The sequence below is a fragment of the Blastomonas sp. RAC04 genome, assembly GCF_001713435.1.
Lineage (GTDB): Bacteria > Pseudomonadota > Alphaproteobacteria > Sphingomonadales > Sphingomonadaceae > Blastomonas > Blastomonas fulva.
In genome coordinates, this window is record NZ_CP016460.1 from 362,476 (window position 1) to 386,567 (window position 24,092).

The 24,092-nt window shown below is 64.5% G+C and carries 24 protein-coding genes; 6 read left to right on the forward strand and 18 right to left on the reverse strand.

The window, feature by feature from the left end; genetic code table 11:
• Window positions 1-2: 2 nt before the first annotated feature.
• From BSY18_RS02720 to BSY18_RS02765, 10 genes are all read right to left on the reverse strand, one after another.
• Window positions 3-1,241, reverse strand: a complete 1,239-nt coding sequence (locus tag BSY18_RS02720) for a dicarboxylate/amino acid:cation symporter (RefSeq protein ID WP_069051651.1) — start codon at window positions 1,239-1,241, stop codon at window positions 3-5.
• 69 nt (window positions 1,242-1,310) lie between these two features.
• Complete coding sequence (locus BSY18_RS02725) at window positions 1,311-3,095, reverse strand: SLC13 family permease (protein ID WP_069049570.1); 1,785 nt, start codon at window positions 3,093-3,095, stop codon at window positions 1,311-1,313.
• A 41-nt stretch (window positions 3,096-3,136) separates the two neighbouring features.
• The gene (locus tag BSY18_RS02730; protein WP_082382209.1) at window positions 3,137-4,486 is read right to left on the reverse strand and encodes a spinster family MFS transporter; all 1,350 of its coding nucleotides are present in this window, start codon (window positions 4,484-4,486) and stop codon (window positions 3,137-3,139) included.
• 145 nt (window positions 4,487-4,631) lie between these two features.
• Entirely contained in the window at window positions 4,632-5,702 is a 1,071-nt protein-coding gene (gene aroC / locus BSY18_RS02735) for a chorismate synthase (RefSeq protein WP_069049571.1), read from the reverse strand.
• A gap of 97 nt (window positions 5,703-5,799) precedes the next feature.
• On the reverse strand, window positions 5,800-6,054 hold the full coding sequence (locus BSY18_RS02740) for a DUF2442 domain-containing protein (RefSeq protein ID WP_069049572.1): 255 nt from the start codon (window positions 6,052-6,054) through the stop codon (window positions 5,800-5,802).
• 33 nt (window positions 6,055-6,087) lie between these two features.
• Window positions 6,088-6,618, reverse strand: a complete 531-nt coding sequence (locus BSY18_RS20565; RefSeq protein ID WP_083231276.1) for an OB-fold protein — start codon at window positions 6,616-6,618, stop codon at window positions 6,088-6,090.
• Window positions 6,619-6,671: 53 nt separating this feature from the next.
• Window positions 6,672-7,475, reverse strand: a complete 804-nt coding sequence (gene fabI / locus BSY18_RS02750) for an enoyl-ACP reductase FabI (protein WP_069049574.1) — start codon at window positions 7,473-7,475, stop codon at window positions 6,672-6,674.
• Window positions 7,476-7,485: 10 nt separating this feature from the next.
• Window positions 7,486-8,379: a YihY/virulence factor BrkB family protein gene (locus BSY18_RS02755; RefSeq protein ID WP_069049575.1), complete on the reverse strand. Its 894-nt coding sequence runs from the start codon at window positions 8,377-8,379 to the stop codon at window positions 7,486-7,488.
• 14 nt (window positions 8,380-8,393) lie between these two features.
• Window positions 8,394-9,323 carry a DnaJ C-terminal domain-containing protein gene (locus BSY18_RS02760; RefSeq protein WP_069051652.1) on the reverse strand — a complete coding sequence of 310 codons (930 nt, stop codon included), beginning with the start codon at window positions 9,321-9,323 and terminating at the stop codon, window positions 8,394-8,396.
• Window positions 9,324-9,402: 79 nt separating this feature from the next.
• Complete coding sequence (locus tag BSY18_RS02765) at window positions 9,403-9,864, reverse strand: ABA4-like family protein (RefSeq protein WP_069049576.1); 462 nt, start codon at window positions 9,862-9,864, stop codon at window positions 9,403-9,405.
• 130 nt (window positions 9,865-9,994) lie between these two features.
• Between BSY18_RS02765 and pdxH the strand changes: the two genes are divergently transcribed.
• Together pdxH and BSY18_RS02775 are read left to right on the forward strand one after the other, a co-directional pair.
• Entirely contained in the window at window positions 9,995-10,573 is a 579-nt protein-coding gene (pdxH, locus tag BSY18_RS02770; RefSeq protein WP_069049577.1) for a pyridoxamine 5'-phosphate oxidase, read from the forward strand.
• Entirely contained in the window at window positions 10,570-11,379 is an 810-nt protein-coding gene (locus BSY18_RS02775) for a PhzF family phenazine biosynthesis protein (protein ID WP_069049578.1), read from the forward strand. Before pdxH ends, BSY18_RS02775 begins: the two co-directional genes overlap by 4 nt.
• 64 nt (window positions 11,380-11,443) lie before the next feature.
• Here BSY18_RS02775 and BSY18_RS02780 read toward each other — a convergent pair whose 3' ends face one another.
• Together BSY18_RS02780 and BSY18_RS02785 are read right to left on the reverse strand one after the other, a co-directional pair.
• Window positions 11,444-12,055, reverse strand: a complete 612-nt coding sequence (locus BSY18_RS02780) for a twin-arginine translocation pathway signal protein (protein WP_069049579.1) — start codon at window positions 12,053-12,055, stop codon at window positions 11,444-11,446.
• A 57-nt stretch (window positions 12,056-12,112) separates the two neighbouring features.
• The gene (locus tag BSY18_RS02785) at window positions 12,113-13,234 is read right to left on the reverse strand and encodes a serine hydrolase domain-containing protein (protein ID WP_083231603.1); all 1,122 of its coding nucleotides are present in this window, start codon (window positions 13,232-13,234) and stop codon (window positions 12,113-12,115) included.
• Between the two features lie 29 nt (window positions 13,235-13,263).
• On the opposite strand from BSY18_RS02785, the gene BSY18_RS02790 reads away from it, so the two are divergent.
• On the forward strand, window positions 13,264-13,635 hold the full coding sequence (locus BSY18_RS02790) for a hypothetical protein (RefSeq protein WP_069049581.1): 372 nt from the start codon (window positions 13,264-13,266) through the stop codon (window positions 13,633-13,635).
• An 11-nt stretch (window positions 13,636-13,646) separates the two neighbouring features.
• Here the strand turns inward: BSY18_RS02790 and BSY18_RS02795 are convergent, their stop codons facing one another.
• Window positions 13,647-14,954 (reverse strand): alginate export family protein, encoded by a 1,308-nt coding sequence (locus BSY18_RS02795; protein WP_083231278.1) that lies wholly within the window; start codon window positions 14,952-14,954, stop codon window positions 13,647-13,649.
• Between the two features lie 80 nt (window positions 14,955-15,034).
• Window positions 15,035-16,171: a tRNA 2-thiouridine(34) synthase MnmA gene (mnmA, locus tag BSY18_RS02800; RefSeq protein ID WP_069049582.1), complete on the reverse strand. Its 1,137-nt coding sequence runs from the start codon at window positions 16,169-16,171 to the stop codon at window positions 15,035-15,037.
• A gap of 140 nt (window positions 16,172-16,311) precedes the next feature.
• Here mnmA and BSY18_RS02805 point away from each other — a divergent pair, with 140 nt between their 5' ends.
• Entirely contained in the window at window positions 16,312-16,731 is a 420-nt protein-coding gene (locus BSY18_RS02805) for a hypothetical protein (protein ID WP_150126190.1), read from the forward strand.
• Window positions 16,732-16,738: 7 nt separating this feature from the next.
• Complete coding sequence (sciP, locus tag BSY18_RS02810; protein ID WP_017670538.1) at window positions 16,739-17,038, forward strand: CtrA inhibitor SciP; 300 nt, start codon at window positions 16,739-16,741, stop codon at window positions 17,036-17,038.
• A gap of 105 nt (window positions 17,039-17,143) precedes the next feature.
• Here the strand turns inward: sciP and BSY18_RS02815 are convergent, their stop codons facing one another.
• The 4 genes from BSY18_RS02815 to hisS form a co-directional block, all read right to left on the reverse strand.
• Window positions 17,144-18,040: a DUF4167 domain-containing protein gene (locus BSY18_RS02815; protein WP_236823434.1), complete on the reverse strand. Its 897-nt coding sequence runs from the start codon at window positions 18,038-18,040 to the stop codon at window positions 17,144-17,146.
• Window positions 18,041-18,349: 309 nt separating this feature from the next.
• Entirely contained in the window at window positions 18,350-19,195 is an 846-nt protein-coding gene (gene prmC / locus BSY18_RS02820; RefSeq protein WP_069049585.1) for a peptide chain release factor N(5)-glutamine methyltransferase, read from the reverse strand.
• 184 nt (window positions 19,196-19,379) lie between these two features.
• A complete protein-coding gene (gene prfA, locus BSY18_RS02825; protein WP_054134381.1) occupies window positions 19,380-20,468 on the reverse strand; it encodes a peptide chain release factor 1 in 1,089 nt (362 codons plus the stop codon).
• Between the two features lie 142 nt (window positions 20,469-20,610).
• The gene (gene hisS, locus BSY18_RS02830) at window positions 20,611-21,858 is read right to left on the reverse strand and encodes a histidine--tRNA ligase (protein ID WP_069049586.1); all 1,248 of its coding nucleotides are present in this window, start codon (window positions 21,856-21,858) and stop codon (window positions 20,611-20,613) included.
• A gap of 258 nt (window positions 21,859-22,116) precedes the next feature.
• Between hisS and BSY18_RS02835 the strand changes: the two genes are divergently transcribed.
• Entirely contained in the window at window positions 22,117-24,078 is a 1,962-nt protein-coding gene (locus tag BSY18_RS02835; protein WP_069049587.1) for a M61 family metallopeptidase, read from the forward strand.
• Window positions 24,079-24,092: the final 14 nt, after the last annotated feature.

A 24,092-nucleotide genomic window follows, 5' to 3' on the forward strand; every position in this document is an offset into this window, starting at 1 on the left:
CCTCAGACGTCGTCGTCCGAGATCATTTCTCCGCGGTTGAGCTCGCCGGTCATCGCCGCGACGGTGACCGCGATGGCGGCATCGCCGGTGATGTTGGTGGTGGTGCGGATCATGTCCATGATGCGGTCGACGCCCGCCACCAGCGCGATCGTTTCCAGCGGAACGCCCACCGATCCGAACACCAGTGCCATCATGATCAGCCCGGCGCCCGGAATGCCTGCAGCACCCACCGCGCCCAGCGTCGATGTCACCGCGATCATCGCATAATCCCCCCAGCTGAGATCGACGCCGAAGATCTGCGCACCGAACAGCGTGGCTAGGCCCAGATACATCGCTGTACCGTTCATGTTGATCGTCGCGCCCAATGACACGACAAAGCTCGACACGCTGGGCGATACCCCCAGGTTGCGCTGGGTGCAGCGCAAGGTGACGGGCAGAGTGGCGTTGGATGACGCGGTGGAAAAGCTCACCGCAATGGCGTCGATCATGCCGCGGAAGAAATCGATCACCGGCAGCCGGGCGATGAACTTGATCATCGCCGAATACATGACCAGCATGATGATCGCGCATCCGATGTAATTGAGCGCCACCAATTTGGCGAGCGGGATCAGTCCCTCGAACCCGAACGTCCCTGCGACCCAGGCCATCAGGGCAAAGACGCCAAAGGGGGTCAGCTCCATCACCAGGATGGTGACCTTCTGCATGATGATCGCGCCGGAATCGAAGATCTTCGCGACCGGTTTGCCGTCCTTTTCCGCCATCAGGATGCCGATGCCGAGCAGCAGCGAGAACACGATCAGCGCCAGCACATCCATCGTCGCCATGGCTTCGACGACGTTCTCCGGCACCATCTTGAGGATCATCTCGGTTGCGGATGTCTGGGGCGGGGCAGGGGGCTGCGTCACCCCGGCGAGGCTGGCATCCACGCCCATTCCCGGCTTGGCCAAAGTGGCCATGGTGAGGCCCAGGATGACCGCCAGCTGGCCGGTGACGAGGAACAGCAGCATCGCGCGCCCACCGACCGCACCCAGCTTGCGCAGATCGCCGATCGAGGCCACGCCCGCCACCAGCGAGAAAAAGATCAGCGGAACGACCAGCATCTTTATCGCGCGGATGAACAGGTCACCGATCCACTTTATCGCGACCGCGCCTTCACCCCAGATGAGCCCGGTAATGACGCCGAGGATAAGGGCAGCGATAACGCGCTGCCAAAGCGGAATACGAAACCAGAAACCCAAAATGCTTCCTCTGCTCAACCAGAGCACCCGACGCTAGACATCGCGGGCACTCACCGCAAGCGCAGCAGCACCTCAGCTCAGCGCAACGATGGCAAAGCAGGTCGCGAGGCCAACCCCGATAGTGAGCGGAATACCGGCCTTGAAGAAGTCGGTGAAACGATATCCGCCAGCGGCATAGACGAGGGTGTTGGTCTGATAGCCGATCGGGGTGGCAAAGCTCGCCGACGCGGCGAACATCACCGCAATCACCAGCGGGCGCGGATCGATGCCAAGGTCCATACCCAGCTTGATGACGATGGGCGTGACGATGATCGCGACGGCATTGTTGGTGATGATCTCGGTCAGCAGCACCGAAAGGACATAGACCGCGAACACCACCGCCCAGACCGGAACATCGTCCAGATACGGCGCGAGCGCATCGACGACGATGTTGACGCTGCCTGCCTGCTCGAGCCCCAGCCCGACCGCGAGCATGCCGAAAATCAGCACCAGCACATTGCCGTCGATCGAACCCCACGCCTCTTCGGCATCGATGCAGCGCGCGATGAGGATGAAGCCGACCGCGAGGATCGCGGCCACCTCGATCGCGACGACGTTGAACGCCGAGAGCAGCACGACGGCGGCCAGCGCACCGATCGCCAGCGGCGCCTTGTCGCGGCGAAAGGCCCGCGCGCTGGTGCTGGCAACGCCGAACAGATTGGGGTTCTCGTACATCCGCGCGATGTCCGCCTTCGACCCGGTCACGACCAATTTGTCGGCAGCATGGATCTTGGCGTTGGGCAGATCGGAGCGGGGCAGGTTGCGAAAGCGGCTGAGGCCCAGGATGCGCACGTTAAGCATCGACAGGAAGGGGATGTCGTACAACCGGTTGCCGATGCTGGGATGGCTGGGCGCGACCATCGCCTCCACCACCACTTCGCCCATCGCGCCGACATCACCCTTGCGCACGATGCCGACCTTGAAGTCCGCGCTTTTGCGCAGCGACATCAGTTCGGGCAGATCGGTCCGGATAACGATGACATCGTCCGGCTGCAGAACCTCTGCGGCCAGGTTATGTCGGAGATAGCGGCCATCGCGCTTGATCGCGGTCACTGCAATCTTGGCGCGCTTGCCGATGGCGGTTTCTGCCAGCGCCTTGCCTTTCAGAACCGATGCGTTCCGGATGGTCAACTCAGTCAGGAACAGCTCGTCTTTGGTGTTGCCGTCGCTGGGCCCCAGATCGTCCTTGGGCAGCAGCCAGGCGCTGAACAGCCCCAGCATGATCATGCCGGAAACGCCCGCCACCAGACCATAAGGTGTGATCTCGAAGATTCCGAACGGCGCGAGCCCGCTGCCGCGTGCCACCGAATCGACGATAAGGTTGGTCGAGGTGCCGATCAGCGTGGTGGTGCCGCCCAGGATCGTGATGAAGCTGAGCGGGATCAGCAGCTTCTTCGCCGAATAGCCGGTCGCCTGCGCCAGCTTGAGGATGATCGGAATCATCACCACCACCACCGGCGTGTTGTTCATGAACGCCGAGGCGACATAGACGCCAAGGAACATCTCGCCGACCGCCAGCCGGGGGTGCTTTCCCGCCCGTCGGATGATCGCGCCGGCGATCGCGTCGATCGTGCCGGTGCGCAGCAGCGCGCCCGACAGGATGAACATCGCCCCGATGGTGATCGGCGCGCTATTCGAGAAAACCGAAAACAGCTGCTTGGAATCGATGATGCCCAGGAACAGGAACGAGCACGCGCCCAGGATCGCAATCACCGCGGCGGGGAAGCGTTCCATAACAAAGCCGACGAACATCAGCCCCAGGATGACAAGACCGATCTGGGCCTGCCAAGTTTCGATGAACAGGCGGATGTCTTCCATCGGCTGTGTGGTCCCCCTTCACCACGTCACTCGATCACGCTTTACCCGCTCTTGAGTTCCCGTGTCAGCCTCAAACTCGCGCGCCAGAACAGAAAGGCGGGGATCAGGCCCAGCCAGGCTGCGCCATAAAGCACCCAGCGGACACTGTCGGCGCCTGCCAGCGGCTGGAAGGCATCGGACATCACGCCGAACAGCAACGGGCCCAGGCCCAGCCCGATCAGGTTCTGCGAAAACAGCATGACCGATGCGGCCACCGCGCGCAGTTCAGGCCGCACCAGCCCCTGGACGCAGGCATAGACCGGGCCGTAATACATGATGTTCATCGCGGTCGGCAGGATCAGCAACGCCAATGCTACGCGCCAGTCGCTGGCGGAATAGGCGAGGAAAAGCATGGGTGCAGCCACCGCAATGGCGATGGCGGGACCGGTGAGCATATGCTTGCGATCGCGCTTGCCGAAGTGATCTGCCAGCTTGCCGCCGCCCCAGGTGCCGATCATGCTCGCCACACCCAGCGAGACGCCGAGGTACAGGCCCGTCTCGCCAGGCGTGAGCCCGAAATTACGGATGAACAGCACCGATACCCAGACGGTCTTGCCGTAGGACAGGAAGGCGATCAGCCCGCCTGCCAGGCACAGCAGCACAAAACATCGCGATGTCGCCAGCTCGCGCAGCGCTTCGCCCACCGGCACCTGCACCTTGGCTTTGGGCATCCGGTCCCCGGCAACCATGCCGACCCGGCGCGGTTCCTTCATCAGGAACGGCACAAGCACCGCCAGCACCAGGCCCGGAAGGCCCACAGCCATGAACGCGGTGCGCCAGCCATAGGCATCGGCGAGACCACCGCCGATCACCATCCCAAGCAGCGATCCGATGGGGATGCCGAGGCCATAGAACGCGATCGCGGACGAACGTTTCTCCGGTGGCACGCTGTCGCTGATCAGCGAGTGCGCAGCAGGCGTGCACCCGGCTTCGCCAACGCCCACGCCGACGCGCGCCAGCAGCAGTTGCGGAAAGGTGCGCGCCGCGCCGCAGGCCATCGTCATCGCCGACCAGATCGCCACCGACCATGCGATCAGCGACACCCGGTTGGTGGTGCTGCGGTCGGCATAGCGCGCAATCGGAATGCCAAGCAGCGTGTAGAACAACGCAAAGGCGAGCCCGGTCATCAGCCCCAGTTGCGTGTCGCTCAGCCCGAAATCGCGTTTGATCGGCTCGGCCAGGATCGAGACGATCTGCCGGTCGAGGAAATTGAAGATGTAGATGATCATCAGCGTCCACAGCATCGTGCGGGGCATGGCGGTGTAGGTCGGGGCAGTGGCGGCAGGCGCTGCGGTTACGGCCAATCCGGCCGGCGGCAGGGTATCTCCTGCGCCTGTGCGGGTTACGGTCATTCTCTCTCCTGTCGCGCCGCTTGGCGCCCCTGCGGGCGTGCGGCTGCTGTTGGAGGGATGCTAGACCCAGAACCGTTGGGGTGGCAATCGCTGTTCGACGAATTGTGACGTTTACGTCAACGGGAGGGTGTCAGACCCGCCACAATCAGCCGCATTGCGCGCGGTGCAGCAGCTTCTGGTCGGCAAGAACCAGCGCCACCATCGCTTCGACCACCGGAGTGCCGCGGATGCCGACGCACGGGTCGTGGCGGCCCTTGGTGACGATCTCGCTGGCGTCGCCATCACGGGTGATTGTCTCGACCGGGGTCAGGATCGAGCTGGTCGGCTTGAAGGCGACGCGCACCACCACTGGCTGGCCTGTCGAGATGCCGCCTGCAATGCCGCCGGCATGGTTGGCGAGGAATTCGGGATCGCCATCGGCGCCGGGGCGCATCGGGTCGGCATTGCGCTCGCCGCTCAGCCGCGCGGCGGCAAAGCCGTCGCCGATTTCGACGCCCTTGACCGCGTTGATCGACATGCACGCGGCGGCCAGCTCGCTGTCGAGCTTGGCATAGAGCGGCGCGCCCCAGCCGGCAGGAACGCCGGTGGCAACGCATTCAACCACGGCGCCCAGCGAGCTGCCCGATTTGCGCGCGGCATCGACCTTCGCTTCCCAGCGCTTTGCGGCTTCGGGGTCGGGGCAGAAGAACGGATTGCGGGCGATCTCGGCGGCGTCGAAGCGGGCAGGGTCGATGCTGTCGCCGCCCAGTTCGGCGACATAGGCGACCAAAGTCACTTCGGGGATCACCAGCCGGGCAATCCCGCCTGCCGCCACCCGCGCCGCAGTCTCGCGCGCGCTCGACCGGCCACCGCCGCGATAATCGCGAAATCCGTATTTCCGGTCATAGGCGTAATCGGCATGGCCGGGGCGATAGGCCTTGGCGACCTCGCTGTAATCCTTGGAGCGCTGGTCGACATTCTCGATCATCAGCGAGATCGGGGTGCCGGTGGTGCGGCCTTCGAACACGCCCGAGAGGATCCGAACCGCATCGGGCTCCTGCCGCTGTGTGGTGAAGCGCGAGGTGCCGGGGCGCCGCGCATCGAGGAAGGGCTGGATGTCGGCTTCGCTGAGGGTCAGCCCCGGCGGGCACCCATCCACCACCGCGCCCAGCGCAGGGCCATGGCTTTCCCCCCAGGTGGTGAAGCGAAACACGCGGCCAAAGGTGTTGAAGCTCATGGGTAAGTCCGTTCAGGCACAGGATGATTTCCCGCGCTTTGCGGGATTGCGGCTGCACTGTCCAGATAGACGTTTTCGCTGCGTCGGTGCGGTCAGCCTATGCCGCGCGCGACGAGGGCCGCGTCATGTCACCCCGTCCCGCAATCAGGCCTGCAACGGAAATATCCTCATCAATCTCTTCCCAATGCAGCCCGGCAGGGGACAGCGTAACCGCCCCACGCTGTTCCGGCGTCGCGTCGAGCAACCGGGGAAACCACGCCAGTGGTACTCCGATGGTGCGCCCGTCAGACAGGTTCACCCACAGGGTGTCCTCATCGCACCGGCCGGATGTCGGGCTAATGGCACTAGCCATTGCAGGCGGGCCTCGAGTAAATTGAATAACTCCTCACGGTGCCAATGTGCATTCTTTTAATTGTGGCATTGATATGACTTCAGAAATTTCGCGGCAGAGCAAAGTCACTTTCTGTCCTTTGCGTAGCTCAGCAGCTTGATCCTTGGTTGAGTCAGTCAAATATACACTCACCGGCATGAATTGGTTCTGTGTTTTCAGTTTAACAACAGGGTCATCGCTGAAGTCCAGTTCGACTCCATCAACGGTGCCGGACACTTCCAAGAGTCGGCCCTCGAATGCTTTTTGAGCAGCCATTTCATTAGCCTGGTACGCACCAAAAAGCTCGGAAGCCGTCACCTTCATCGCGCTTGCTCGTTCGGCTTCAGCTTCGGCTTGCTCCTGTTGAGCAGCCTCTTGCTCGTCTTTGAGTTGCTGGGCAGCCAAGGCAGCTTGCTCTTCAGGGGTCGGTTTCGGTAATAGCGAGCCGAGTACAGCCAGGCCAACAAACACTCCAAGCACAACCAATATCCAGAAGCCGCAGCCCCGTTTTTTCTTGGGGGCTTGCTCGGTTGCTTCCGTATTCATGCAAATTGCTTCCTGTCTAAATATTATCGCCTATATTTCATTGCCTTTCAATTTTAGTCAAGCGCGATGTCCGGGGCGTCTTCCTGCTTCATGCCGACAACGTGATAGCCGGCATCGACATGATGGGTTTCGCCGGTGACGCCCGAGGACAGGTGCGAGCATAGATAGAGGCCAGCGCCGCCGACATCCTCGATCGTGACATTGCGGCGCATCGGGGCGTTGTATTCGTTCCACTTGAGGATGTAGCGGAAATCGCCGATGCCGCTCGCCGCCAGCGTCTTGATCGGGCCTGCGGAGATCGCGTTGACGCGGATGTTCTCCGGCCCCAGATCGTTGGCGAGATACTTGACGCTCGCCTCCAGCGCGGCCTTGGCGACACCCATCACGTTGTAATGCGGGATGACCTTTTCGGCGCCGTAATAGCTCAAGGTCACGATCGATCCGCCATTGGGCATCATCGGCCGGGCGCGCTTGGCAACCGCGACCAGCGAATAGGCCGAGATGTTCATGGTCATCAGGAAATTGTCGAGGCTGGTGTCGACATACAGGCCGCGCAGCTCGTTCTTGTCCGAAAATCCGATCGCGTGGACGACGAAGTCGATCGTCGGCCAGCGTGTCGCCAGCGTGGCGAAAGCGCTGTCGAGCGCGTCCATGTCCGACACGTCGCATTCGAAGGTGAAATCGCTGCCCAGTTCAGCCGCGAGCGGGATGACCCGCTTGCCCAGCGCCTCGCCCTGATAGGAAAAGGCCAGCTCTGCGCCCTGCGCGGCAAGCTGCTGCGCAATACCCCAGGCCAGCGACTTGTTGTTGGCCAGGCCCATGATCAGGCCGCGTTTGCCCTGCATCAAACCGTTCATGGAGATATCCTTATTCAATAGCTGTTGCTTGCGACACACCGCCTCGCGCGCGGGCGATGGCCGCGTTGAGTTCGGCCCCGATTACCATAGCAAGGCCGATGAGAAAGAAGAAAATGAGGCTGACCATCACGCCTGCAAGGCTGCCATAAGTGAGGTCGTAGTCGGCAAAATTGCTGAGGAAAAACGGCAGCACCGAAAGGCTCACCATCCACCAGATGCTGATGAACAGCGGGCCCGGCCAGATCGGGTGGCCTGCGCGGCGATAGACCGTCGGGGTGAGCATTCCGAACACCAGATACAGCATGCCGAGCAGCACCAGAAAGGTGAACAGCTGGCTGAAGGCGACCAGCGACAGCGCGTCTTCGGGAAAGCGGAAGCTGGCGGCGATCACTTCTGCCGCCCCCACCAGCACAACCTGCATGCTGAGCGCCAGCATGGTGGCGATCACCGCGATGATGATCAGTGCCATCGACCCCAGCCGGTAGCGCCAGAACGGCTTGTCCGAGGTGGCGCCATAAGCGCGGCGGATCAGCGAGCGGATCGTTTCGATCAGGCTGCCGGTGGTCCACAGCCCGACGATCACCGCAAGCCACAGCAGCGGGCCGGTGCGCGCGCTCATCGCCGATTCCATCGGTGCTGCGATCACCGACGCGGTGCTGGGCGGAACCGCGGCGAGAAAGGCGTTGACCGCCTGCTGGCCGTATTCGCTGCGCCCGAACACTCCGCCCATCGCGGCGGCGACGATGAAAAACGGAAAGATGGTAAGCAGTGCCAGATACGCGAAATTGCCGGCAACCACCCCGCCGTGGACAGCAACGTTGCCCACGACCTCGCGGACGATCTTCAGCGACTTGGCATAGGCGCGCTGGAGGTGGTGCGGGTTCAACAGATCGGTAAGCGGCATTGCTGGCGGTCGGTTCAGGCCATCAGGCCTGAACGCGGGTCGTAATCGGCCTGCCAGCCCTCGACGAACTGCGCCAGCGCGGCATCGCCGCCCTCGGGCAGGCGGATCTGGAGCTCGATGATCTGGTCGCCGCGCACTCCGGTCTTGCCGTGAAAGCCCTTGCCCTTGAGGCGCATCTGCTGGCCCGACTGGCTGCCGGGCTTGATCTTCATCATCACTGCGCCATCGACGGTGGGCACGCGCACCTCGCCGCCGGCCACGGCTTCCTTGAGCGTGATCGGCAGATCGAGCCGGACATTGTCGCCATCGCGGCGGAAGAAGCGGTGGCTACGCACCTCGATGGTGACGATGCCGTCGCCCGCGCCGCCGGGGCCGGGCTGGCCCTTGCCGGACAGGCGCATGTTGGTGCCGGTCTCGACGCCATTGGGGAGCTTGAGATCGATGGTCTTGCCATCGGCCAGCGTGATCCGCTGCGGCTTCAGCGCGGCGGCATCGGTGAAATCGACCGCCAGCTTGTAGGCGACATTGGCGCCCTTGGGCGCGCTGCTGCGGCCCGCGCCGCGATAGGTGCTGCCGCCACCCAGCCCGCCGAACAGCCCGTCGAAGATATCGGCAAAGTCGACGCCGTCATTGCCGAAGCCCGAAAAACCCGCATTCTCGTTCCCGCGGCCCTGCTGGCGAAATCCGCCGCCGCCACCGCCAAATCCGAACGGCGCCGCCGGATTGCCGTCGATATCGATTTCGCCCCGGTCGAACCGCGCGCGCTTGTCCTTGTCGGAAAGCAGGTCATAGGCGCGCGTCACTTCGGAGAAGCGCGCTGCGGCTGCCGCATTGTCCTTGTTGTAATCGGGGTGCAGTTCCTTGGCGAGCTTGCGGTACGCGCTCTTGATGTCCTTTTCGCTCGCGCCCTTGGACACGCCGAGAATTGCATAGGGATCAGCCATGAATGTGGTCGCCATCGTTGGTGAGAATGTCCATTGTTGCCGATTTACAACAATATCTGGGGTTGGGGCAGGGCTATTTTCAAGCCGGTATCAGATGAGCCGAGCGGCCGCGCAAAAAAATTGCCCGCAGCGCGATATACAGCGCCAGTCCGAATGGCCCAGCGGCAAAGGTGAAGAACAGGATCGGCGCTTGGATCAGCCGGCCTTTGAGCGTAACGAGCCCATGGGCGTCGGCATTGCGCGCGATCCACAGCCCGACGAACAGGTCGAAAACGAGATAGTGCACCCAGCCGATCGTCACTCCCGGGTCGCTCGAGAAGATGCTGCGCACGCCTTCGATCGACGCAAAGTTCGCGCCGCCGCCGGTCGGAACCGCCCCGGTCAGAACAAGCGTCAGCCCGGTGACATAGCCCAGCGCCAGCATCAGCATTGGACCGAAGAAGAGCGCGCGCATCACGATCTCGCGCCGGGGCCCCAGGATGAGCACCACCCAGGCGATCATCGCCAGCAGGTTGGCGGCCCCGAAAATCTGCTCCCACATCGGATGCAAAGCCCTTTTGCAAAATCCTGTTCATCGCCAGCGCGTTGCGCGCTAAGACGCACCGACACCACTGCACTGTCTTATCTAATTAAGGCAGTCAATGAAACCGGCACCTTCAGGATGCAAGATTATGGCTGACAATCCCTTTGCACTGTTCGACGAATGGTATGGGCGCGCCCGCGAGACCGAGATCAACGACAGCAACGCCATGGCGCTCGCAACTGCCGATGCAGCCGGGTACCCCTCGGTGCGGATGGTGCTGCTCAAGGGTCACGGTCCCGACGGGTTCGTGTTCTACACCAATTACGAGGGCCGCAAGGGAGGCGAACTGCTCGCCAATCCGAATGCTGCGCTGCTGTTTCACTGGAAATCGCTGCGCCGCCAGATCCGTATCGAAGGCCCGGTGGAGCCGGTCGACGATGCGACGGCCGATGCCTATTTCGCCAGCCGCTCGCGCGATTCGCAGCTGGGTGCCTGGGCATCCGACCAGTCGCGGCCACTGCCAGAGCGCGCCATCTTCGAGCAGCGCTTTGCCGAAGTGGAAGCGCGGTTCGCCGAAAGCCAGGTGCCGCGCCCGCCGCACTGGTCAGGATTTCGTGTCGTGCCGCAGCGCATCGAGTTCTGGGAGGATCGCGACCACCGGCTGCACCACCGCCGGGTGTTCACCCGCACTTCCACCGGCTGGGATGAAGGACTGCTGTACCCATGACCCAATTGCCCGCAACGCTGCCCTATTGCCATATCGATGCCTTTGCCGACCGGCCCTTCACCGGCAACCAGGCAGCGGTGATGCCGCTCGATGCCTGGCTCGACGATGCGGTGCTGCAGGCGATCGGTGAGGAGAACAACTTCGCCGAGACCGCGTTCATCGTGCCCAGCGACAGCGAGGATGCCGATTACGAGCTGCGCTGGTTCACGCCTGCGGTCGAGATCGCGATGTGCGGCCATGCGACGCTGGCATCGGGGCATTATGCCTTCGAGAATGGCTTTGCCGGCGACACGGTGCGGTTCGCCACGCGCAAGGCGGGCGTGCTGGTGGTGACACGCGACGGCGATCGGCTGGCGCTGTCGCTGCCTGCCTATGCGCCATCGCCGGCGCCGCTGCCCGACTGGACGTCGGCGCTGGGCGCGCTTCCGGCGGAATATCATGTCTATCCCGGCGATTATCACGTGCTGCTGTTCGACCATGCCGATGACGTGGTGGCGCTTGCGCCGGACATGAAGGCGCTGGCTGCGCTGGGCGATCACCAGTTCATCTGCACCGCGCCGGGCAAGGACACCGATGTGCTCAGCCGGGTGTTCGTGCCGGGGGCAGGGGTGGATGAGGACAGCGTCACGGGATCGGCGCACGCGGTGCTCACCCCGTTCTGGGCGGCACGGCTGGGGCGCAGCAGCTTCACCGCATTCCAGGCGAGCAAGCGCGGCGGCCTGCTGCACTGCACGCTCGACAGCGACCGCGCGGTGCTCGGCGGCCATTGCGTCACCGTGGTGACGGGGACGTTTCGGCTGCGCTGATCTCAAGTTTCTCCCCTCCCGCAGGCGGGAGGGGAGAGCGCTTGTGTTCAGCTCATATGGAAGCCTATTTCGCCGCCACCTTCGCATCCCAGGTCGCCCAGTCGATTGACCGTCCGGGATAAGCAACCTTCGCAAACGGCCACTCCTTCGCCACCCACTCGGTCGCCCAGGCGTAAAGCTCCGCATCGAAGCCTGCATCGAACTCGGCCTTGGTGACCCACATCGTCACCACCGCGTCATATCCCGGAACCTCGCTGGGATAGACATAGACGCAGCCGCGCTCGCGCTTGCCGTCGGGGGTCAGCACCGCATAGGCGAAGGACTCGCGCTTGGCGAACCGCGCCTGCTCGGTCTGCATGTCCTTCATCGCATCGGCGGCGGACACGTTGGCGTGCGGCCAGCTTGTGGACCGCGTGAAGGTCGTCTGCAGGTGCTCGATCGAGGACATGTAGGCTGCGAAATCGATATCGACCAGTTCGGGGCCCAGCGGGACGACCTTGAACCCGGGCGCTTCGACCAGCGTTGGCACCTGGAAATCCGCCGCGACGAAAGGTGCAGGCGATCCCGCCTGCGCCGCTGCGTCATGCGATGCCGTTTCCGCCAGCGCCGGATAGGCCGGCACCATCGTCACCATCACCATCGCTGCGATGACAGCGCTCCGTTTGCTCCAGCCCATGCCGTGTCCCCCAGTTCCCAGTCCGGGGCGCAGTGTGCCAGACCGCGGCCGATCCGCCTATCCCCTGGGGAAGAGCGCCGCGATTTTGCCGAGCTGCGCCTTGACCGGGTCCAGTTCGTTGTCCTGCGTCTTGCCCAGCCGCACGATCGTCAGCCGCTGGCTGGGGCTGACGATGACGAACTGGCCCAGATGGCCCTGCGCCGCGAAGACGTCGCCGGGCAGCAGATCGGGATAGAGAATCTTGCGCTGCCCGGCGGCGTTCGGCTTGTTGAGCCAGATATGTCCGCCATAGGTCGGATTGTTGGGCGAGCTGGTGAGCATGAAATCGACCCAGCCGCGCGTCAGGAACTGGTTGCCCGCGATCGAACCCTTGTTGCGCAGGAACTCGCCGAACTTCGCCCAGTCGCGCGCGTTGCCCTGGATGATCGATCCGCCGATCATCGTGCCCGAGGAATCGAACTCCGGTACCATCGAGGTGATGCCCAGAGGTTCGAACAGCCGCCCGCGCATATAGTCGAGCATGGCTCGGCGGCGGACCTCGGGGTCCTTGCTGTCGGTCAGCTGCCGGGTGATGATGTCGCTGAGGATCACGGTGGTGTTGGTCGAATATTCGAACTTCGATCCGGGCTCGGCCTCCAGCGGCTGGCTGGCGGCATAGCGTACCATGTCGTTGCGCCCGTCGAGGAACAGCATCCGCACCTCGTCAGATTCATAGGGTGGATCGCCTGCCTCGGTATGCTGCAGCCCCGATGCCATGTGCAGCAGGTGCCGCAGCGTGATCGCGCCGCGTGGATCGCCAGGGCGCTGCCAGTCGGGCACCGGGGCGGGGGCATCGAGCGCCAGCCTGCCATCGGCGACCATCAGCCCGACCAGCACCGCGGTCACGCTCTTGGCCATCGACCAGCTGATGAAACGGGTGTCGCGGTCATAGCCCGGCGCATAACGCTCGGCGACGATCTCGCCGCCGCGCACGATCAGCAGCGCGCGGGTCTCTTCCATCTCGTCTTCGGCAAACAGCCGGTCGATCTCGGCACTCAGCGCTTCCGTCGACACGCCCGGTACCGCCGCGATCATCGTCTCGCCGCCGTCGGCGGCCTTGCTCTCGATGCCGTAAAGGCTGAAAGCGGTTGCGCCCAGAAGGCCGGTTGCGGCAAGGGCAAGGAGGATGCGGTGCTTCATGCGTGCTTCCATCAATCAGGCGGGGATCAATGGCAACTCGAAATATCAGCGCAATGCAGGGCGGCAGCGGGCGCGGCAGGGTCAAATGGGTGCTGCTGGCGCTGGCGCTGCTGCTGGTCGCGGCCATCATCTATGCTCTGCCCGCAATGCGCGCCTACAGCCAGACCGGCGCTGCCTATTCTGCGCGCGTGGTGTGCTCGTGCCGCTATATCGGCGGGCGCGGCCTCGACGATTGCGAGAAGGATCTCGAGCCGGGGATGGAGATCGTCAGCCTCAGCGAAGCCGGCAATGCCAAGCGAATCGATGCCACGGTTCCGCTGATGGCCAGCGAAAGCGCGGAATACCGCCAGGGCTGGGGCTGCGTGCTGATGACCGAAAAGGAGCGCGAGGCAGTGCGCTGATCCGCAAAGGATCAGAAGCTCACTGTCATCTGGCCATAGGCATAGCGCGTATCGCCGAACCGCGGCGCATTGGGTGCAGTCTCCAGCAGCGCGCCACTGGTGAGCACCGCCGTGCCAGCCTCAAGCCGCAGTCTGTTCTCGACCAGCCAATGGCCAAGCCTGACCTCGATCATATGCCCTGCAAAGCGACCGGGTGTGCCGGTCGGGTCGGCAGGGCCGGTGTTGCTGAACCGGTCGCGGCGGCTGTGCACCCAGGTGGGACGCCACAGCGCCATCACGTCCCAGCGCGGGGCGGGCGCGGTTTCCAGCCGCAGCCCCGGCGCGAGGATGTTGGTCCGCGCCAGCGCGCCGAAAATCCCGCTGGGTCCGAATTCCCAGCGGCGCGCGCCGAACAGCGTGTCGAACCGCGTGAAGCTCGCGCTGCGCGGATCATCCCCGCTGGCGATATCGAACAGCGCCGAAATCCGCGGATGCCCCGGCAGGTCGGGACTGAAGCCAAGCTCTGCATGCGCAAAGAACGCGCGGACATCCTGGCGGGGCGCTCCCGGCGCGATCGACTGGCGGATGCTGCCGGTCTGCACCGCGCCCTCCATGTCGATATCCCAGCTCCCCGCCTGCGGCGCGCGATGCAGCCGCGCACCTGCGGTGAGCAACTGGCGATTGCGGTTGGGGCCGTTGTCGCCGTCGCGCTCGTTCAGGCGGAAGACGTTCGCCTGCAGCGTGATGCCGCCGAACAGGTCGGGACGGGTGTAATGCGCCCCCCAGAAGGCAAGGTCGAAGCTCTCGCGGTCCCAGCGCACCCGGTTGTCGATCAGCGCCGCCCGGTCGGAGGGCAGCCGAGTGTGCGGCAGCGTATAGAAGGCGGTCAGCGTGTCGCCGCTGCGCCCGTGCCAGTCCAGCCGCAGCCCCGTGAAGCTGTTGGTGGTGTTGCGGAACGCGTTGCGCGCCGCCAGCCTGCGCGAACCCAGATTGAGATGCAGCCGCCCCGCGGTGATCTCGACCGGGCCGTCGCGATAGGCGATCGAGGCGCGGCTGAGCTCCATCGCGTCGACCTCGCTGGTGCTGACGGCGCCGGGTGCATCGATCCAATAGCCCCGCGCATCGATCAACTCGGCGGACAGGTGCCAGTGCCCGCTGCGATAATCTAGGGCGATCGCGGTCTGGGTTGTGAGGGCATCGTCGCGCGGGGGCAAAGCGGGGCGGTACTGGCCCTCGAGCATTTCATAGCGGACGCGCACGGTGCCCGAGATGGTCAGGCCGTCCTCTGCGGGCGCCTGCGCACACACCGGGGAGGCCAGCTTAGCTACCGCTGTCATCATCAAGGCTGGCAATATGCGCACACTCGTCCCCTGATGACCGGGATAGCCCAACTGGCGTGGATTGTTGAGAGCGAACCGCTTCAGGCGGCGAGTGCGGGCTCGACCGGCTCGGTGCTGGCGATCCAGCCGCCGCCGAGCACGCGGGTGCCGGCATAGAGCACCGCTGCCTGTCCCGGCGCAACGCCGTATTCGGGTCGCAGGAACACCAGCCGCCGGTCGGCACCGGTGCCCTCGATGCGCGCGGACGCGGGCTTGGCCAGCGAGCGTACCTTGACCTCCATCGGCCCTTCATAGGCGCCGCCGATCCAGTTCATGTCGACGATCTGCGCAGCCCGGGTCGCCAGCGCTTCGCGCGGGCCGACGACGACGCGCCGCGTCGCGGCATCGAGCTTCACGACATACAGCGGCTCGGGCTGGCCGCCGATCTCGAGCCCTTTGCGCTGGCCGATGGTGAAATGGATCAGCCCCTTGTGCTCGCCCAGCACGCGGCCGTCGATGTGCACGATCGTCCCGCCGGTGTCGGCATCGGGGCGGACCTTGCGCACCACCGAGGCATAATCGCCATCGGGGACGAAGCAGATGTCCTGGCTGTCGGGCTTGGCCGCATTGATCAGCCCCATCTGCTGCGCCAGCGCGCGCACCTGGGGCTTGGGCAGATCGCCCAGCGGGAAGCGCAGGAAATCCATCTGCGCATCGGTGGTCGCGAACAGGAAATAGCTCTGGTCGCGCGCCGGATCGAGCGCGCGGTGCAGTTCGGAGCGGCCATCGCTACCCGTCATGCGACGGACATAGTGGCCGGTGGCGAGGCAATCGGCCCCCAGATCGCGCGCCATCTGCAGCAGGTCGGTGAACTTCACCCCCATGTTGCACTGGATGCAGGGGATCGGGGTGCGTCCCGCCATATACTCGTCGGCAAACCGCTCGACCACGGATTCGCGGAAGCGGCTTTCATGGTCGAACACGTAATGCGATATGCCGAGGCGATCGGCGACCGCGCGCGCATCGCGGATATCCTGCCCGGCACAGCACGATCCTGCGCGCTTGACCGCTGCGCCATGATCATAAAGCTGCAGTGTGATGCCGATCGTTTCCGCGCCGGTTGCCGCGGCCAGCCCTGCGACCACCGACGAATCGACTCCGCCCGACATCGCCACGACGATTCGCCGGGCCTTCATATCGCCGTTCAGCTGGAAATCGGGGGTGGGAAGGGCGTTCATGGGGCATCATGTAGCGGTCGCGGCAGCTTTCTGCCACCCCGCACCGGCAAAATTTTGCCGGTTCCTTTCGGCTTCGAAATGGCGGAAATCCGGGGCTCTCTCCCCGCTGGTCATGCCGAATTAACCAAGGCTAATCAGCGATGAAGGCAGCTTTTACCTGCTCTTACGGATTGGTTGGTAGACGGCTCAACATGGAAATGAACTTCCCCCACGACACGCCCATTCCGGTCAGCAGCGCTGCGATCAGCCTGCGTCGGCTGGATATGGACATCCTGCGCGTGCTGGCCTTCGCGCCGGTGATGGCGCGCAGGCATGGCCGACTGGCGGAGCCTGCTGCGCGTCCTGGCAAGGATGCGCTGATGGCGCTGTTTGCCGGTACCGGCAGTGCCGACCATGTTGCCAGGGGAAGCTTCAATCCGCACTTTGCCGTGGCGCTCGACCGGTTCGGCGTGGCGCAGCAGCAAGGTGAAACTGACGTTTACCATTCTGCTTCAGTCAATCGCAAAGCCGCTCGGTTACTCCGTTCCCACGCACCCCTTTTTACAAATCAGGCCTTTTGAGGACATGATGATCGAGAATCAGAAAATCAAACCAGCACAGGTCATCGGTCCGCTCGGCGAGCCGCTGACGCTGGACAATCTGCCGGCCCCCGGCACGAAGCGCTGGGTGGTTCGTCGCAAGGCCGAGGTCGTGGCTGCCGTCAATGGCGGGCTGCTGACCATCGACGAGGTGTGCGAGCGTTACGATCTGACGCTGGAAGAATTCGCCTCGTGGCAGCGGGCTGTCGACCGGTCGGGCATGCCCGGCCTCAGGGTGACCCGTATCCAGCATTACCGCGATCTGTACGAGCGCCAGCAGCGCTACTGAAACCGGCCGGGTAACCGCAAACGAGAAAGGGGTGCGATCCATGCCGGATCGCACCCCTTTCTCGTTTGCGGTTCCTGCCCCGTCGGGGGCAGGAAATCCGACGCCTCAGCTATCGGCTGCGGCTGCTTCGACATCGCCCGATTCCGCGGCCTTGCGACGCGGAGCTGCGCGGCGCTTGGGCTTGGCCGCTTCGGAGTCGGCAGAGGCTGTCTCGGGCGCGGCACCGATGGCGGGCGGCAGGATCATCGGATCCAGGCCGTTGCCTTCTGATGCTTCGACAGCGCGGGGCGGACGACCGCGGCCGCGACGCGGCGGTGCCTGGTCGCCATCGCTCGATGCTGCGGGCGAGGGCGCCTGCGAAGCATCGTCGCGCGGCTGCGGGCGCAGCGTGCGTTCGTTGCGCTGGCGCGACGGACGCTCGCCGCCGGCATCGTCGTTGCGGTTGGCATCGCGATTGGTGTCGCGCTGGTCGGGACGGTCCTCGCGCGGACGCCGTTCCCGCCGCGCCTCATTCTGACGGCCCTCATTCTGACGGCCCTCATTCTGGCGGCCATCATTTTGGCGGCTGTCGTTCTGGCGGCCTTCGTTCTGACGCCCCTCGTTCTGACGGCTGACCGGACGGATATTGCCACGGTTGTCGTCGTCGCCTTCGTCCTGATCGTCATCCTGATTGCCGCGCGACTGTTCGTCGGCGTGATCGAGCGAAGAGGTGTAGCCGCGCTGGCTGTTGCCCTGGCCCGGATAGCCGCCGTTGTCGTCATCGTCATCGGCGTAATCGCCGCCGGCATCGCGGCCCTGGTCCTCGCGCGGACGACGATATTCGTCCTGCCGGGCGCGGTTGTCGGCGAGCACGCGGAAATAGTGATCGGCAAACTGCAGATAATATTCGGTGGCCACGCGGTCGCCGTTCATCTGCGCATCGTGCGCCATCTTCTTGTATTTTTCGAGCATCTGGGTGGCATTGCCACGCGCCCGGCTGTCGATGCGGTTGCCCTGGTCCATGCCACCGCTCCGGCCAGTGGGCTGCGGACGGTTATTGCCACGGCCGCGACGACGGCTCGTTCCACGATTGTTGTTCAATTTAGACGCTTCCTTATCAGTCGCAAATTGCCTGCGTGTCCTCTGCGCGCCCGTGCAGCCCGACACCTTGTGGTGCGCGGCGCGTCCCAAGCCTTTCATCCGCTTTGAGTGGCCTTGATAGCTGCCCTAATAAGATGACTGGGGTCAGCAAGCGTGACGGGCCATCTGCCAACGTCACCTGCCTTGCTGTCCCGGTGGTAGCGGGTCGCCAATGCCTTGCCAAGCGAAATATCAATCCGGCCTTCCGGGACGCAATATCAGTGCGCGGTCGTGTCCGGCGAGGTCCTGTCGGCAATCCACGGCAAAGCCGCTTGCGGTTGCCAGCGCAGCAACATCCTCCCGCTGGCCCGCGCCGATCTCGAGGATCGCGATGCCTTGCGGCGCAAGCAGTGCGGGGAGCGCGGGGATGAGGATGCGATAATCATCCAGACCGTCTTCGCCTGCAAACAGCGCGCAGTGCGGCTCGTGTTCCATCACCTGCGGCGCGAGCGCAGCGGTGGTCTCCACATAAGGCGGGTTGCACACGATCAGGTCGAACGGGCCGGGCAGGGGCTGCTGCCAGCCGGGGTGGCGCCAGTCGCCAGGCAGCATCTTGGCGCGATTGCCAAAGCCGAGCGCGGTGGCATTCGACTGCGCGATGGCCAGCGCGTCGGCGCTGGCATCGACGCCGACGCCTTGCGCGTCTGGCCACTGCGCGAGCGCCGCGAGCAACAGTGCCCCCGATCCGGTGCCAAGGTCGAGGATTCGCGCTGGCGGCCGCTCGGTCAGGGCACTGATCGCCGCCTCGATCAGCGTCTCGCTGTCGGCGCGCGGGATCAGCACCGCCGGCGTCACCTTGAGTGTCAGTGTCCAGAAGTCCTGCCTTCCGGTGATATACGCCACGGGCTCATGCGCCGAGCGGCGGGCGATCAACGCGGCGAATGCAGCTGGAACGTCATCGCGCATTCGGTTCAGCAGCAATGTGCTGCGTGAGATGCCGAAGGTGTGCGCCATCAGCAGTTCGGCATCGAGCCGCGGGGTGTCGGAGACGCGAGCCAGCGTCTGCGTTGCCTCGCGCAGTGCCTCTGCGATGGTCATCACCAACCCCGCTCAGCCTGAGCCTGTCGAAGGCCGCGCACCCACGCCGGCCGTATAGCGGTGCCTTCGACAAGCTCGGGCTGAGCGGAGGTTTGACAGGGCGTACGGCATTGACCGGTCCTCAGCTGAATCAGTGATGTCTGCCTGTAGCGCAAAGGCTCACCGGCAGCGCAGCGATGACCCATCACCCCGCCATCTCCATGTTGGCAAGCCGGCTCGCCTGGTCCTGCGCGGTAAGCGCGTCGATCAGTTCGCTCAGCCCCGCACCCGCCAGGATCTCGTCGAGCCGGTGCAATGTCAGGTTGATGCGGTGGTCGGTCACCCGGCCTTGCGGGAAATTGTAGGTGCGGATGCGTTCGGACCGGTCGCCTGACCCGACCATCGACTTGCGCGCATCGGCCTCGGTCGCGGCGGCCTTGCTGCGCTCGAGCTCGTACAGCCGTGCGCCCAGGACCTTGAGCGCCTTGGCCTTGTTCTTGTGCTGCGACTTTTCGTCCTGCTGCGTCACGACAAGACCAGAGGGCAGGTGGGTGATGCGCACCGCGCTGTCTGTGGTGTTGACGTGCTGCCCGCCCGATCCCGACGCGCGATAGACATCGATGCGCAGGTCGTTGTCGTTGATCTGGATATCGACCGCTTCGGGCTCGGGGAGCACCGCGACGGTGGCCGCTGACGTATGGATCCGCCCCCCGCTTTCGGTCACCGGCACGCGCTGCACTCGGTGGACGCCGCTTTCGTATTTCAGCTTGGCGAACACGCCTGCGCCGTTGACCGAGGCGATGACCTCCTTGAAGCCGCCGACATCCGAAGCGCTGGCCGACATGATCTCGATCCGCCAGCCCTGCTCTTCGGCAAAGCGCGAATACATCCGCAACAGGTCGCCCGCGAACAGCGCGGCCTCATCGCCGCCCGTGCCTGCGCGGATTTCGAGCATCGCCGGGCGCATGTCGGCGCTATCGCGCGGCAGCAGCTGGATGGCCAGTTGCTGTTCGGCTGCGGGCAGCCGCTCGCGCAGGTCCTGCGCTTCCTCGGCGGCCATCTCGATGATCTCGGGCTCGGACTCGGGCGCGGCGATCAGGCCCTGGAGTACTTCCAGCTCGGCGCGCAGCCGGCGCACCTCGCCCGCCGCGCGCGCGACCGGCTCGAGCTCGGCATAGTCCTTCGAGGTGCGCACGAACTCCTCGCCATCGAGCGCCCCCGACGCCATCCGCGCCTGCAGCTCCTGATACCGCGCCTCGATCTGCGCGATGCGTTCGGGCGAGATGCGGGTCATGGCAGACGCTCGCAATCTTCGTCATGCTGAACTTGTTCCAGGACCCATCGTGCCCCATCCATCCAACACGCGGGGGGAGAAACGGGCCCTGAAACACGTTCAGGGGGGCGACGAAAGGTGGGGGAAGGCGAGGCAGGGGGCATCAGTTGCTGGCGCTACTCTGCAGCAGCGCGGCAACCCTTGCGTGCAGTTCGCTGTCCGGCGCAGCCTTGATGTTCGCTTTGGCTGCCGCGCCGTCGTGCTGGAAGGAAATCAGCAGGCTGGCGTTGATCTTTGCCGCCTTGTCATAGCGCTTGCGCGGCGAGCCGGTGGCGATCATGTCGCTCGAAATGCCGTGGTTGCGCAAGGTGGCCTGCGCCGACGTGGCATCGGCGAGCGCGCGGTCGTCCTCCAGCGCGATGATGACGTCGAGCCCGCCGCCGAGCACGGCATCGTCACACAACATCGCCAGCCGCTCGATCCCAGCAGCCCATCCAACCGCAGGCGTGTGAGGCCCGCCGAGGTTCTCGATCAGCCCGTCATAGCGCCCGCCGCCGAGCACCGTACCCTGCGCGCCCAGCCGGTCGGTGACGAACTCGAACGCGGTGTGGCGATAGTAATCGAGCCCGCGCACAAGTCGCGCATTGCGCGTCCAGGCGACACCCGCGGCGTCGAGGCCGTTCGTCACGCTTTCGAAGAAAGCACCCGCCTCGTCGGTGAGATAGGCGTCGATATCGGGCGCGCTGTCGGCGATGGGGCGGTCCTGCGCTTCCTTGCTGTCGAGGATGCGCAGCGGATTTCGCTCGAGGCGGTCCTGCGAATCCTTCGACAGATCGCCGCCATGTGCGCGGAAATGCTCGATCAGCGCGGCACGCCAGGCATCGCGGCTGGCGGTATCGCCCAAAGTGTTGAGCTGCAGCGTCACGCCTTCGGTGATGCCAAGCTCGCGCAGGATCTGGTCGGCCATCACCAGCAGTTCGACGTCTGCTTGTGGTTCGGCTGCACCGATGATCTCGGCATCGATCTGGTGGAACTGGCGATAGCGGCCCTTTTGCGGGCGCTCATAACGGAACAGGGGGCCGTGCGTCGCAAGCTTGAGCGGCGAATATTGCTGCCAGCCGTTGGTGAGGTACGCGCGCGCGAGGCCCGCGGTGAATTCAGGCCGAAGGGTCAGCGAATCGCCGCCCTTGTCGTCGAACGAGTACATTTCCTTGCTGACGACATCGGTGGTTTCGCCGAGCGATCGGGCGAACACCGCGGTTGCCTCGAACACCGGCATCTCGACCCGGCGGAAGTTGTAGAGACGGCGCACGCGATCGAACGTATCGACGACATGGCCGAACCGCTCCTGGTCCTGCCCGAAGATGTCCTGCGTCCCGCGGATCGCGCCTGGTGTTGTAATTTTGCCCATATTTCGCCGCCATTAGCGACTTTTTGGTCGGACGCCAAACAGGCGGGTGCATTTTTTTGGGACAGGGGGTTATGGTGCGGCCCAATTGCCGGTCGCCGGATCGCAAGCGCCATCAAATCCTCTCCCGGTACGGGGAGGTGGCAGCCCGTCAGGGCTGACGGGGGGGAAGCGGGATTGCGCCTTGTCTGCCAAAAGACGCAATCCCGCTTCCCCTCCACCGCTACGCGGTCTCCCTCCTCGTGCCGGAGAGGATCTGAAATGATTAGAAGGGTCGAACACTTGCGTCTTTTCCTCACCGCTTCCTGCCTCGCGCTCTCGCTGGCCGCCGCGCCTGTCTTCGCCCAGAACAGTGCGCCTCAGCCGCAGCCGATCGTGGATATCGTTCCCGCAGCGCGCGACATCGCCTTCCCAGGGGTGATGACGCTGGAGGTGGATGCGACCGATATCGACCGCGCCATCTTCTCGATGAAGCAGACCATCCCCGTGCCGCCAGAGGCGCGCACGGCCGGGCGGTTCACATTGCTCTATCCGCAATGGCTGCCGGGCAATCATGCCCCGCGCGGCGAGATCGAGAAGCTGGTCGGCCTCAAATTCTCGGCCAATGGCAAGCCGCTCGCCTGGCAGCGCGATTCGCTCGACGTGAACGCCTTCCACATCACCGTGCCGTCCGGCGCGCGCGAGGTGGTGGCGAATTTTCAGTTCGTCAGCCCCACCGCGGCCAACCAGGGCCGCGTCGTGGTCGCGCCCAAGATGATGAACCTGCGCTGGAACAACGTCTCGCTGTATCCGGCGGGCTATTTCGCGCGCAACATTCCGGTCGATGCGATCGTCACCTGGCCCACCGGCTGGCAGGCGGGCAGCGCGATGCGCGCCAAGCGCAGCTCAAACAGTCCTGGCGGCGCGAAGATCGCCTATGAACGCGTCGATTTCGACACTCTGGTCGACAGCCCGATGTTTGCGGGCGCGCATTTCAAGAGCTGGCCGTTGTCCGACAAGGTCACGCTCAACGTCGTTGCCGACGCACCCGAATTCCTCGCCGCCACCCCCGACCAGATCGAGGCGCACAAACGGCTGGTGACAGAGGCCGAGCACCTGTTCGGCGTGCGGCACTATGACCGCTACGACTTCCTTCTGTCGTTGTCCGACGAGATGAGCGGAATCGGCATCGAGCATCATCGCAGCAGCGAGAACGGGGTAGGTACCGGCTATTTCACCGACTGGGCCAAGGGTCCGGGGTCGCGCAACCTGCTGCCGCACGAGATGACGCACAGCTGGAACGGTAAGCACCGCCGTCCGCAGGGCATCTGGGCGCCCGACTTCCGCCAGCCCAGCCGCGATGACCTGTTGTGGGTGTATGAAGGGCAGACCCAGTTCTGGGGTTATGTGCTGGGCGCGCGCTCCGGATTGTTCAGCTATCAGGAGACGCTTGACGCCTTCGCCAACATCGCTGCCGGGCTTGATCGCCGCACCGGGCGCGATTGGCGGCCGCTGGTGGACACCGCGCACGATCCGATCATCGCCGCGCGCCGTCCCAAGGGGTGGGCGAGCTGGCAGCGCAGCGAGGATTACTACAACGAGGGCATGCTGGTATGGCTGGAAGCCGACCAGATCATCCGCCGCGAATCGGGCAACACCCGGTCGCTGCAGGACTTTGCGCGCAGCTTCTTTGGCGGGCGTGAAGGCGACTGGGGCGTGGTGACCTATGAACTGCCCGATGTCGTCGGCGCGCTGAACGCGGTCCAGCCCTATGACTGGCAGGCGTTCCTGCAGAGCCGCGTCTATCAGGTGACCACAGAGGCGCCCAAGCAGGGTCTGGTGCTGGGCGGCTATGAACTGGTCTATGTCGCCGAGCCCAGCGCCTATATCAGATCGGGCGAGGCGGCGTCGGGTGCTTCCGATCTCAGCCATTCGATCGGGCTGGTTGTCGAGAAGGACGGCAAGATCGCGCAGGTCATCTGGGGCAGTTCCGCCTTTGATGCCGGGATGACGGTGGGCGACCAGATCACCGGCGTTGGCGGGCGCGATTACTCGGCCGAGATGCTCAAGGCTGCGGTCGCGTCCACCAGCCAGGGCGGCAAGGTCGAACTGCTGGTCAAGCGCGGCAAACGCTACCGCGAAACCACGCTTTCCTATACCGGCGGCTTGCGCTATCCGGCGCTCCGCAAGACGGGGCAGGGCGAAACCGGCCTTGACCGGCTGCTTGCGCCGCAAACCCGCTGAACGCTGAAGAACGG

Bases quoted from the DNA above. Each gene is read 5' to 3' on its own strand.
- fabI (WP_069049574.1), bottom strand. From the start codon at position 7,475: ATGAACGGTTTGATGCAGGGCAAACGCGGCCTGATCATGGGCCTGGCC.
- BSY18_RS02740 (WP_069049572.1), bottom strand. From the start codon at position 6,054: ATGGCTAGTGCCATTAGCCCGACATCCGGCCGGTGCGATGAGGACACC.
- BSY18_RS02815 (WP_236823434.1), bottom strand. From the start codon at position 18,040: ATGGACCAGGGCAACCGCATCGACAGCCGGGCGCGTGGCAATGCCACC.
- BSY18_RS02790 (WP_069049581.1), top strand. From the start codon at position 13,264: ATGGCAACTCGAAATATCAGCGCAATGCAGGGCGGCAGCGGGCGCGGC.
- BSY18_RS02760 (WP_069051652.1), bottom strand. From the start codon at position 9,323: ATGGCTGATCCCTATGCAATTCTCGGCGTGTCCAAGGGCGCGAGCGAA.
- prmC (WP_069049585.1), bottom strand. From the start codon at position 19,195: ATGACCATCGCAGAGGCACTGCGCGAGGCAACGCAGACGCTGGCTCGC.
- BSY18_RS02785 (WP_083231603.1), bottom strand. From the start codon at position 13,234: ATGAAGCACCGCATCCTCCTTGCCCTTGCCGCAACCGGCCTTCTGGGC.
- BSY18_RS02765 (WP_069049576.1), bottom strand. From the start codon at position 9,864: ATGTGGGAGCAGATTTTCGGGGCCGCCAACCTGCTGGCGATGATCGCC.
- mnmA (WP_069049582.1), bottom strand. From the start codon at position 16,171: ATGAACGCCCTTCCCACCCCCGATTTCCAGCTGAACGGCGATATGAAG.
- BSY18_RS20565 (WP_083231276.1), bottom strand. From the start codon at position 6,618: ATGAATACGGAAGCAACCGAGCAAGCCCCCAAGAAAAAACGGGGCTGC.
- hisS (WP_069049586.1), bottom strand. From the start codon at position 21,858: ATGGGCAAAATTACAACACCAGGCGCGATCCGCGGGACGCAGGACATC.
- BSY18_RS02835 (WP_069049587.1), top strand. From the start codon at position 22,117: ATGATTAGAAGGGTCGAACACTTGCGTCTTTTCCTCACCGCTTCCTGC.
- BSY18_RS02780 (WP_069049579.1), bottom strand. From the start codon at position 12,055: ATGGGCTGGAGCAAACGGAGCGCTGTCATCGCAGCGATGGTGATGGTG.
- sciP (WP_017670538.1), top strand. From the start codon at position 16,739: ATGATCGAGAATCAGAAAATCAAACCAGCACAGGTCATCGGTCCGCTC.
- pdxH (WP_069049577.1), top strand. From the start codon at position 9,995: ATGGCTGACAATCCCTTTGCACTGTTCGACGAATGGTATGGGCGCGCC.
- BSY18_RS02775 (WP_069049578.1), top strand. From the start codon at position 10,570: ATGACCCAATTGCCCGCAACGCTGCCCTATTGCCATATCGATGCCTTT.
- aroC (WP_069049571.1), bottom strand. From the start codon at position 5,702: ATGAGCTTCAACACCTTTGGCCGCGTGTTTCGCTTCACCACCTGGGGG.
- BSY18_RS02795 (WP_083231278.1), bottom strand. From the start codon at position 14,954: ATGATGACAGCGGTAGCTAAGCTGGCCTCCCCGGTGTGTGCGCAGGCG.
- BSY18_RS02755 (WP_069049575.1), bottom strand. From the start codon at position 8,379: ATGCCGCTTACCGATCTGTTGAACCCGCACCACCTCCAGCGCGCCTAT.
- BSY18_RS02725 (WP_069049570.1), bottom strand. From the start codon at position 3,095: ATGGAAGACATCCGCCTGTTCATCGAAACTTGGCAGGCCCAGATCGGT.
- BSY18_RS02805 (WP_150126190.1), top strand. From the start codon at position 16,312: ATGAAGGCAGCTTTTACCTGCTCTTACGGATTGGTTGGTAGACGGCTC.
- prfA (WP_054134381.1), bottom strand. From the start codon at position 20,468: ATGACCCGCATCTCGCCCGAACGCATCGCGCAGATCGAGGCGCGGTAT.
- BSY18_RS02730 (WP_082382209.1), bottom strand. From the start codon at position 4,486: ATGACCGTAACCCGCACAGGCGCAGGAGATACCCTGCCGCCGGCCGGA.